This is a genomic window from Streptomyces sp. MK37H (genome assembly GCF_018035285.1).
Lineage (GTDB): Bacteria > Actinomycetota > Actinomycetes > Streptomycetales > Streptomycetaceae > Streptomyces > Streptomyces endocoffeicus.
Genome location: NZ_JAAAYH010000352.1, coordinates 1 through 9563, shown reverse-complemented (window position 1 = coordinate 9563; position 9563 = coordinate 1). Strand labels below are relative to the sequence as shown.

The following is a 9563-nucleotide window of genomic DNA, read 5'->3' as shown; positions in this document are numbered from 1 at the left end:
CCACCCGGCTGGCGCTGTGCGCCGCGCTGGAGGCGCTGCGGAACGCCGGCCTGATCCCGTCCGACGGCGAGGAGGTGACCGTGCCCGGCGACACCGTCGGCGTGGTCGCCAGCTCCAACCTGGGCAACCTCGACACCGCCTGCCTCACCGCCGCCGCCATCGCCGAGCGGTCGGCCGTGGACCTCAGCCCCATGAGCCTGCCGAACGCCTCCAGCAATGTGATCGCCTCCTGGGTGGCCATCCGCCATGGGCTGCGCGGCCCCAATCTGATGCTGTGCAACGGGGCGACCTCCGGCCTGGACGCCGTGCACTGGGGCGCCGCGCTGGTCGCCGCGGGCCGGGTCCGGCGCGCGGTGGTGATCGGCGTGGAGACACACAACGCCGTCGTGGAGGATCTGCTCGGCCGGTCCGCGGCGGAACTGCTGGACGGCGCCGCCGCCCTCGTCGTCGAGGGCGCCCGCTGGGCCGAGGCCCGGGGGGCGCGAGCCGTCGCCGCCCTCGGGCCGTACGAACGGCGGGCCGGGCTCAGCGGCTGCGTCGAGGCTCTGCTGCCCGACGGTGCCGCCCCCGGCGTCTGGTTCACCCCCGAGCGTTACGCCGAGGGGCCCGCCGGGGCCGTACCGGTGCCGGGGACCGTGCCGCGCTACGACGTCACCGGTGCGGTGGGCCGGGCCTCCGGGGCTCTCGGGGTGCTCCAGTGCGCGGCGGCCGTCGGCTGGCTGGCCCGCGCCGGGGCCGGAGCCAATCCGGAAGCGGGAGCCGGAAGCGCCGCCTCCGGGGCCGGTCCCGGGGCCGCGCCGGACCCGGTGCCCGCGTCCCGTCAGGCATTGATCACCAGCGGGGACGACACCGCGGACGCCGTGGCCGGACTGCTGCTGCGCCCCACGCCCGACCGGTGCCCCCCGCACCCCGCATGTGCCGCCCTTATCTCCATGGAGTGTTCCCGATGACCGCCGTGGCCTCGCCGATTTCGACCAAAGCCCTGCTGACGGACGTCACCACCGTCCGGCTGCGCCCGCGCTACGAGGGGTCGAACATCTGCACCTGGATCGGCTTCAAACACGTCAACTACCTCGTCGAGGAAGCCGTGCTGGTGCACTTCGCGGACTCCGGGGCGCCCGCCCGGCGGCTGTACGAGGAGCACGGTCTCGGCCTGGACATCGTTGCCCTGGAGACCCGCATCCTGCACGCCTTCCACATGGACGACGAGGCCGAGGCCGAGGTGGTGCCGGACACCGAGGACGACGACCGCACCCTCGGCTTCCGGGTGACCCTCCGCGTGGAGCGCGACGGCTCGGTCCTCAAGGCCGTGGCCGCCAAGGTGCGGGTCTCGCTGCGCGCCGACACCTATCTGCCGGAGCTGGGTGAACCCCCCGCCGAATTCGCGCCGTTCGTGGTGGACCGGCTGGGGGCCGAGGCGCGTGCGGGCGAGCTGGCGCCGGTCCGGGTGCCGCTGCCGGACGGGGACGAAGCCGCCGTCCTGGCGTCGCTGACCGCGGGCCGCAACGCCTACGCCTGGAAGTGGAACATCCCGTACCCCTACTGCCACTTCACCGAGCGGCTCCAGATGTCCGGCTATCTGCGGCTGATGGAGGAGGCCAAGGACCGCTTCGTCCTCGACCGCGGCATCTCCATCAAGACCCTGCTGGACGACCGCAAATGGATACCGGTCGTCCCCCAGTCGTCGGTGCGCGTCATCGACGAGGCGGTGATGGAGGAGGACCTCTACTCCGTCTACACGGTCGAGGAGATCTTCAAGGACCTCACCTACACCGCCCGGCTGGACTGCTTCGTGGTCCGCGACGGCGCGCTCACCCTCACCGCCACCGGCCGGATCACCCACGGCTACGCGGTGATCGACAACCGCAGCGACTGGCGGCTGGTCCCCTTCGACCGGCGGGTGCTGGACGCGCTCGGCGGAGAGCAGAGCGGCACCTGATGGACGACGTACTGGTCACCGGCCTCGGCGCGCTGTCCCCGCTGGGCGCGGGCACAGGCGCCTTCTGGCGCGGGATGCACAAGGCGGACACCGCGCCGTCGCGGGTCCCCGATCCGCTCGCCCATATGGACCATCCGCTGATGTACCTGGTGCCGGAGGCCGACATCCCGGACGGCCCCGAGGAGCAGGACGGGCTGCCGCTGGGGCGCGGCTCGCGGTTCGCGCTCGCGGCGGCGCGCGAGGCGGTCGCCGACGCGGGGCTCGCCGCGCTGCCGGGGCCCTCCGGGGTGCCGGGGCCGGAAGCCGGGCCGGGTACGGGGCCGGACGCCACGGGTGGTGGGCTCGATCCGCGCCGGGTGGCCGTCGCCCTCAGCACCGGTATGGGCGACACGGATCTGCACGAGGGCTGGTGGACCGGCGAGGCCCCCGCGTCCGGCCGCTGGGCGCCCCCCTTCCCGCTGGCCTCGGTGGTCGGCGGGTGGTTCGGTGCCCAGGGCGTCAACACCTGCGTCAGCAACGCGTGCGCCGCCAGCGGCTACGCGCTCTCGGTGGGCGCCGACCTGATCCGCTCCGGCGAGGCCGACGTGGTGATCGCGGGCGGCGCCGAGGCGTACTCCCGGGTCGCCCTGGCCTGCTTCAACCGGCTGGGCGCCATCGACCCCGAGCGCTGCCGCCCGTTCGCCGTCGAACGGCAGGGCACCGTCTTCGGGGAGGGTGCCGCGGTGCTCGTCCTGGAGTCCGCCACGCACGCCCGCGCGCGCGGCGCGCGCACCGTCTACGGCCGTCTGGCGGGCGCCGGCTGGAGCTGCGACGCGTACCACGCGACCGCCCCCGAGCCCTCCGGTGAGCAGATCGAGCGCGCGATGCGCGAGGCGCTCCGGGAGGCGGGGGCCGGGACCGGGGCGGAGTCCGGGCCCGAATCCGGCTCCGGCGGGCTGGGGTTCGTGATCCCGCACGGCACCGGCACCGAGCTCAACGACGTGGTGGAGAGCCGGGTGCTGGACGCGCTGACCCCCCGTACGCCCCTCTACAGCGTCAAGGCGCTCATCGGGCACACCGGCGGCGCGGCGGGCGCGTTCGCCGCGCTGGCCGCCAGCCTGGTGCTGCACCACAGGACGCTGCCGCCGAATGTGCCGGTCGGCGAGCGGGACCCGGAGTGCGCGGTGCCGCTGCCGTCCGGCTCCGCGCCCATGACCGGGGCGTACGGGCTGGTCAACGCCTACGCCTTCGGAGGCAACAACATCTCGCTCGTCTTCGGGGAGGCCGCCGCGTGAGCAACGAACCGGCCGTCGGCCTGGTGGTGACGGGCATCGGCACCGTGGGCGCGGACGGCTTCGACTTCCGTACGGCGCTCGGCCGCCACGGCTACAAGTACCTGCCCGCCGCCTCCCAGTACTTCCTCGCCGCGGCCAAGCGCGCGCTGGCCCAGGCGGGGCCGGACGCCCTGGCGGCGGTCGGGCCCGAGGAGCGGGGCGCCGCGGTGGGCACCAACAGCGCGGCCGTCGCCCTGCACCACACGATGGACCGTACGGTCACGGCCACCGGGGCGAACGATCTGTCCCCGGTCACCGCGCCCTACTTCTCCATCAACCTCTTCGGCAGCCGGCTGGCCACCGAACACGACCTCAAGGGCTTCAACCTCACCTTCACCAGCCCCCGGGTCGCGGGCCTGGAGGCGCTCCAGACCGGCCAGCGCGCCCTCGCCACCGGCCGGGCCCGGCGGCTGCTGGCCGGGGCCACCGAGGAGGCGCTGCCCGAGGGCGAGCCGGGGGCGGACACCTCGGAGGCCGGGGCGGTCGCGCTGGTGCTGGAGCCCGAACCGGCCGCCCGGAGCCGGGGGGTGGCGGCGCTGGGCCGGGTGGGCGTCCGCTCGTTCTTCCTGCCGCCGAAGGTGGCCGCCTCCGCCGAGGGGGCCGAGTACGCCGCGGCGCTGCTGCGGGACGCGCTGGACGCCCTCGGCCACCGGCCGGACCGGCCCCTGGCCGTCACCGCCGTCCTCGACGGCTCCCCGGTCGGCGAGGCCATGGCGGCGGCGCTGGACGAGAAGGCGCTGGGCGGGCGGGCCCTGGCGGGTGAGCCCGAGCGGGTCCCCGCGGGCGCGGGCGCCCTGGAGCCGGTGGCGCGCGTGGCCGCCGCGCTCGGCGCACCGGAGGGCCACCCCCACGCCGTGGTCACCGCGGCGGCCGAGGGGAACGCCGCCGTCTGCCTGGTGACTCCGGGCGACGCGAGCGCCATACCGGACGCGCCCGCAGAAGCCGACGCGAGCGCCGGAGCCGACGCGCCCGCCGGAGCCGACGCGAGCGCCGGAAGTGAGCAGCCCATGAGCGGACGACGGAGGACGAGCGACCGATGATCACCCGTCTCGAAGGTTCCTGGTGCCTGGTCCTGGGCGCCTCCAGCGGTATGGGCCTGGCCATCGCCCATGAACTGGCCCGCGAGGGCGTCCACATCCTCGGCGTCCACTTCGACACCACCGACGGCCAGGAGAAGGCCGCCGTCGCCCGGGAGGAGATGCGCGGCCACGGCGTCGAGGCCCACTTCTTCAACGCCAACGCCGCCTCCGCCCGCACCCGCGAGGAGCTGCTGCCCCGGTTCGAGGAGCTGACCGGCGGCACGGGCATCCGGATCGTGGTGCACTCGCTCGCCTTCGGCACCCTGCTGCCGTACGTCGGAGCCGAGGGCGAGGACAGCCTGACCGCCCGCCAGATGAACATGACGCTCGATGTGATGGCGCACTCGCTCGTCTACTGGACCCAGGACCTGTTCACCGCGGGGCTGCTGCGCCAGGGCGCCAAGGTGTACGCGATGACCAGCGCCGGGGGAGCCCGGGTGATGCCCCACTACGGCGCCGTCTCCGCGGCCAAGGCCGCCCTGGAGTCCCATGTGCGCCAGCTCGCCCTGGAGCTCGCCCCCTCCGGCATCGCCGTCAACGCGCTGCGCGCGGGGGTCACCCCGACCCCGTCCATGGAGCGCATCCCCGGCAGCGACCGGCTCGCCGCCTACGCCCGCGACCTCAATCCGCACCGGCGGCTGACCCGGCCCGAGGACGTCGCCGAGGCGGTCTCGCTGCTCTCGCGCACCGACTCCTCCTGGATCACCGGCAATGTGATCGGTGTGGACGGCGGTGAGCTGCTGACATGACGGCCCATCTGCTGATCGAGAGCGGCGGGCCGCAGACCGGACCCGCCTGTGAGCGGTTCCTCGGCGATGCCGCGCGGCTGGCCAGGGACGGTCACCAGGTGGTGCTGTTCCTCGTGGAGAACGGCGTGACCGCCGCCGTCCCCGGCACCGCCCCGGGCATCGAGACGTTCCTGAGCGACGGCGGCGAGCTGTGGGTGGACACCTTCTCCGCCGCCCAGCGCGCCCTGCCCGCCGCCGATCTGACCCCCCGGGCGCGGCTGGTGGAGATGGACGACGTGGCCGCCAAGCTGCTGGAGCCGCGGATCAGGGCGGTGTGGCACTGATGCCCAGGCCCGTCCCCCGTACCGATGTGCTGCTCAACCTCTTCGGCGCGCCACACCAGAGCGACCTGGTCACCTCGGCGCTGCGGCTGGCGGCCGCGCTGCTCGGCCGGGGCGCCCGGGTGCAGATCTGGACCTGCGGCGACGCCACCCGGCTGACCGGCGCGGCCCTCGGCGACACCAAACCGCGCGACTACACCGACCTGGGGCGCGAGCACCCCTCCACCGCCCGGGTCGTCCGCGAGCTGATCGAGGACCACCCCGACCGGCTGTACTGGTACGTGTGCCGCTTCTGCGCCGAGGAGCGGGGCGCCGCCGAGCAGATCCCGCAGGTGCGCGAGCGGGCGCCGTTCGTCTTCGCCGAGCATGTGAACGCGGCGGACAAGAGCCTGCTCATGGGGGTGTGCTGAGCCATGGGCGACCAGGCGCGCTGGCTGCTGATCGTGGAGAAGGCGTACCGGGGCTCGATCGAGACCCAGTACGCCGACGTGCTGTACTGCGTGCCCGATCTGCACCGGCAGAGCGGCGGCTGCGATCTGGCGCTGCGCGGCCCCGCGGCGGGCTACGCCCTCGACACCGGCTGCCGGCCCTCGCTGCGCCTCGGCGGCCGCACCCTGGACACCCTGCCCCATCCGCCCACCTCCGTGGCGAAGCTGCTGGCCGCCGGGGTGACCGTGCTGGTCGAGGAGGACGGTCTGGCCGCGCTCGGCCGCACCGCCGCCGAGCGGCTGCTGCCCGGCGTACGCGTCATCGGGGGCGACGACCTCGCGGCCCGCTGGCCCTCCTACGAACAGGTGTGGTTCCTGTGACCCGCCCCTCCCACGACCCCTTGGCCCCTACCGAAGGAGTACCCGAACCCATGGTCAACGCCCCCTCCGGGGCAGCCCCGGTCATCTCGGCCTGGACCGCCGTATCGCCCCTGGGACTGCGCGGGGCCGACTTCACCGCGGCCCTGCGGTCCGGCCGCTCGGCCGCCCGGCCGCTGGACCCCGAGGAGTGGTCGGCGCCCTTCCGCGAGGCGAGCCTCGTGCCCGACTTCCACATCCGGCAGCTCCTCGGCCGCAAGGGCACCCGCTCCATGGACCGGGCCACCGGCCTTGCCGTCACCGCGATACGCCATCTGCTCACCGGGGAGCGGGAGTACGGCGAGGGCGAGCGGCTGCCGGGGGTGGGCGAGGAGACCGGTCTCGCGCTCGGCACCAGCACCGGCTCCGCCCAGAGCATCATGGACTTCACCCGGGACTCGCTGGTGGGCGAGAAGCCCTTCTACGTGGACCCGGCTCGGTTCCCCAACACCGTGATGAACTGCGCGGCCGGCCAGTCCGCCATCTGGCACGGGCTCAGGGGCCCCAACACCACCATCGCGGGCGGCCGCGCCACCGGGCTGCTCGCCCTGCGGTACGCGGTGCGGCTGCAGCGGGCCGGTCGGGCCAGGGCCGTACTGTGCGGGGCGGTCGAGGAGTTCTCCTCCGCCCGCGCCTGGCTGGAGTGGCACGCCCGCGCGGACGAGAACAGCGCCGCCGTGCTCGGCGAGGGCGCGGCCGTATGGCTGCTGGAGCCCGACGCCTCGGCGCGCGAGCACGGCCGCGAGGGGCTCGCCGAGGTGGTGGGCCTGGAGTTCGGCTGCGCCGCGGACGCGAAAGCCGCCCGTACGGTGCTCGCCGAGGCGATCGGCCGGCTGCTGGACCGCACCGGGGTGACCCCCGGCGAGCTGAGCGCCGTCGCCGACTCCGGCGCCCCCGGCGCCGAGGGGGAGGCCGAGCTCGCCGCCCTCGCCGCCGCCCTCGGCGGCGAGGAGCCGCCGCGGATCACGGCCGCCGACACCATCGGGGACACCTGCGCCGCCGCGGCGGCCTTCCAGATCGCCGCCGTGCTCGCGATGGCCGAGCGCAAGGAGATCCCCTCCGGCAAAACCGCCCTGGTCACCACCGTGGACCGGGACGGTGTGGTCGGCGCGGCCCTGCTGCGGATCCGCTGACGGGCCGCCGCCCCCTGAACTTGAAGGAGCTGGTTGAGATGACGGACCGAGAGACGATGGCCACGCCCCCCGCGGCCTCCGGTGGCGAGGCGCCCCGTACGGCGTTGGTCTTCCCCGGGCAGGGCGCCCAGAAGGCGGGCATGGGCGAGGCGTGGCGGGACACCGCGTCCTGGGCGCTGGTGGCGGAGATCTCCGAGTACACCGGTACCGACGTCGAGGAACTCCTGCTGAAGGCCGACGACGAGACGCTGCGCCGCACCGACCTCGCCCAGATCGCCGTCTTCACCACCGAGGTCCTCGCCCACCGCGAGGCGGAGGCCGCCGGGCTGCTGGGCGGGGTGGTGGCCTGCGCCGGGCACAGCCTGGGCGAGTACACCGCGCTGCACGCCGCCGGGGCCCTGCCGCTCGCCGAGACCGCCCGTCTCGTGGCCGCCCGCGGCCGGGCCATGCGCGCGTGCGCCGAGGAGTCTCCCGGCACCATGGCCGCCGTGGTGCGGCTCGGCCCGGAGACCGTGGAGGCGCTGGTCACCCGGGTCCAGGAGGACGGCGGCCAGGTCTGGATCGCCAATGTGAACGCTCCCGGCGCCATCGTGCTCTCGGGCACCGCCGAGGCCGTGGACCGGCTCGCCGAACTGGCCGTCGAGAGCGAGGGCAAGGTGATCCGGCTCGCCGTCGGCGGCGCCTTCCACAGCCCGCTGATGGCCGCGGCCGCCGATGAACTGCGCGAGGCCCTGGCCGCCGTGGACTTCGCCCCCGAGCACACCCCGGTCGTCGCCAACGTGGACGCCCGCCCGTACGCGAGCGGCGAGCACTGGCGGGACCTCGAACTGACCCAGCTCACCAGCCCGGTGCGCTGGGAGGAGAGCGTCCGCACGCTCGCCGGCGAGCTGGGCTGCGTCCGGTTCGTGGAGCTGGGCCCCGGGCGCCAGCTGACCGGCATGATCCGCCGGATCGCGGACGGCGCGCTCACCGTCCCGGTCGAGTCGGCCGCCGCCCTCGCCAAGCTCACCACCCCCGAACCCTGAGCCCCACGCTCTGAGAGCGGAAGGAGACCCCCGCATGGCCGACGCCACCGCCGCCCTGGACATGGACGAGCTGCGCACCTTCGTCGCGGATGTGCTCGACGTGGACGAGGAGGACGTCACCGAGGACGCCGACTTCGTCAAGACCCTCGGCGTGGACTCCCTGATGGCCCTCGAGGTCATGGTCGTCCTGGAGAAGAAGTACTCGGTGAAGCTGGAGGAGCGGGAGATGAAGGACATCACCACGCTCCAGAAGGTGCACGACCTGCTCGCCTCGAAGATGGGGAAGTGAGATGACGGCGGCGGCGTGCGGGCCGGTGGACGGCGCCGTGGAGGTCGTGGACCCTGGCCTCCCCGGTGAACGGCCCGCCCGGTGCGTGGCCGTGGTCGGCGCGTCGGAGAAGGTGTTCGCCGGGCACTTCCCGGGGTTCGCCATCTTCCCCGGGGTGTGTGTCGTGGAGTACGTCCAGCGCGGCGCCCTCGCCACCGTGCCGGAGCGCGAACCGGGCGGGCGCTGGGTCCTGGCGGCCGTCGAGTCCTCCCGCTTCCTCAGCCCGGTCTACCCCGGTGACGAGCTGACCAGCGAATACGTCTGGTCGCGCAAGGACGGTGGCTGGCGCTGCCGGGCCTCGGCGGCCACCGGGCGCGGGCCCGCCGCGCAGATAAGGCTGCGCTTCGAGAACCGGGACGTCCCGGGCGCGGTGGCCGGGGCGGGGGAGCGGAGCGACCAGGACCGAGGAGCGGACGCCGGATGATCAGCGTCGATGAGATCAAGCGGATGCTGCCGCACCGCTACCCCATGCTGCTGGTCGACCGGGTCACCGAGCTGGTGCCGGGCGAGCGGGCGAGCGGGCTGAAGGCGGTCACCTGCAATGAGCCCTGGTACGAGGGGATGCCGGACGCGGCGACCGAGGAGGACTACCACTATCCGTGGACGGTGCTCATCGAGTCCTGGTGCCATGTGGCCGGGGTGCTGGTCACCTGGGACCGGCCCAACCCCGATGTGCGCTCGGGCAAGGCGATGCTGCTGGGCGGCATCGCCGACGCCGAGTTCCACCGACCTGTGGTGCCCGGCGATGTGGTGGAGCATCATGTGCGACTGGCCCGCCAGGTCGGCGAGACCTACGTCTTCGAGGGCGAGAGCCTGGTCGGCAAGGAGACCG

13 protein-coding genes are annotated in these 9563 nt (G+C 74.4%); all 13 read left to right on the top strand.

Features of this window, described 5'->3' with window-relative positions; all coding sequences use genetic code 11:
* Positions 1 to 950: beta-ketoacyl synthase N-terminal-like domain-containing protein (locus GWI24_RS33830; RefSeq protein WP_210949874.1), on the top strand; the 950-nt coding region annotated here is incomplete at its 5' end.
* Complete coding sequence (locus GWI24_RS33825; RefSeq protein ID WP_210949873.1) at positions 947 to 1939, top strand: hypothetical protein; 993 nt, start codon at positions 947 to 949, stop codon at positions 1937 to 1939. The genes GWI24_RS33830 and GWI24_RS33825, both read left to right, overlap by 4 nt.
* Entirely contained in the window at positions 1939 to 3213 is a 1275-nt protein-coding gene (locus GWI24_RS33820; protein WP_210949872.1) for a beta-ketoacyl synthase N-terminal-like domain-containing protein, read from the top strand. The genes GWI24_RS33825 and GWI24_RS33820 overlap by 1 nt, the downstream gene beginning before the upstream one ends.
* Positions 3210 to 4292, top strand: a complete 1083-nt coding sequence (locus tag GWI24_RS33815; protein WP_210949871.1) for a beta-ketoacyl synthase N-terminal-like domain-containing protein — start codon at positions 3210 to 3212, stop codon at positions 4290 to 4292. Before GWI24_RS33820 ends, GWI24_RS33815 begins: the two co-directional genes overlap by 4 nt.
* Positions 4289 to 5080: an SDR family oxidoreductase gene (locus GWI24_RS33810; RefSeq protein ID WP_037956204.1), complete on the top strand. Its 792-nt coding sequence runs from the start codon at positions 4289 to 4291 to the stop codon at positions 5078 to 5080. The genes GWI24_RS33815 and GWI24_RS33810 overlap by 4 nt, the downstream gene beginning before the upstream one ends.
* Positions 5077 to 5403 (top strand): DsrE family protein, encoded by a 327-nt coding sequence (locus GWI24_RS33805; protein ID WP_037956203.1) that lies wholly within the window; start codon positions 5077 to 5079, stop codon positions 5401 to 5403. Before GWI24_RS33810 ends, GWI24_RS33805 begins: the two co-directional genes overlap by 4 nt.
* Positions 5403 to 5810, top strand: coding sequence for a hypothetical protein (locus GWI24_RS33800; protein WP_210949870.1), 408 nt, complete (start codon positions 5403 to 5405; stop codon positions 5808 to 5810). The genes GWI24_RS33805 and GWI24_RS33800 overlap by 1 nt, the downstream gene beginning before the upstream one ends.
* A 3-nt stretch (positions 5811 to 5813) precedes the next feature.
* On the top strand, positions 5814 to 6209 hold the full coding sequence (locus GWI24_RS33795) for a hypothetical protein (RefSeq protein ID WP_210949869.1): 396 nt from the start codon (positions 5814 to 5816) through the stop codon (positions 6207 to 6209).
* Between the two features lie 50 nt (positions 6210 to 6259).
* Positions 6260 to 7378 carry a beta-ketoacyl synthase N-terminal-like domain-containing protein gene (locus tag GWI24_RS33790; protein WP_210949868.1) on the top strand — a complete coding sequence of 373 codons (1119 nt, stop codon included), beginning with the start codon at positions 6260 to 6262 and terminating at the stop codon, positions 7376 to 7378.
* A gap of 38 nt (positions 7379 to 7416) precedes the next feature.
* Entirely contained in the window at positions 7417 to 8403 is a 987-nt protein-coding gene (locus tag GWI24_RS33785; protein ID WP_247617235.1) for an ACP S-malonyltransferase, read from the top strand.
* Between the two features lie 34 nt (positions 8404 to 8437).
* Positions 8438 to 8692, top strand: a complete 255-nt coding sequence (locus GWI24_RS33780) for an acyl carrier protein (RefSeq protein WP_210949867.1) — start codon at positions 8438 to 8440, stop codon at positions 8690 to 8692.
* A gap of 1 nt (position 8693) precedes the next feature.
* Positions 8694 to 9155 carry a 3-hydroxyacyl-ACP dehydratase FabZ family protein gene (locus GWI24_RS33775; RefSeq protein ID WP_210949866.1) on the top strand — a complete coding sequence of 154 codons (462 nt, stop codon included), beginning with the start codon at positions 8694 to 8696 and terminating at the stop codon, positions 9153 to 9155.
* On the top strand, positions 9152 to 9563 hold a 412-nt coding region (locus tag GWI24_RS33770; protein ID WP_210949865.1), incomplete at its 3' end, for a 3-hydroxyacyl-ACP dehydratase FabZ family protein. The genes GWI24_RS33775 and GWI24_RS33770, both read left to right, overlap by 4 nt.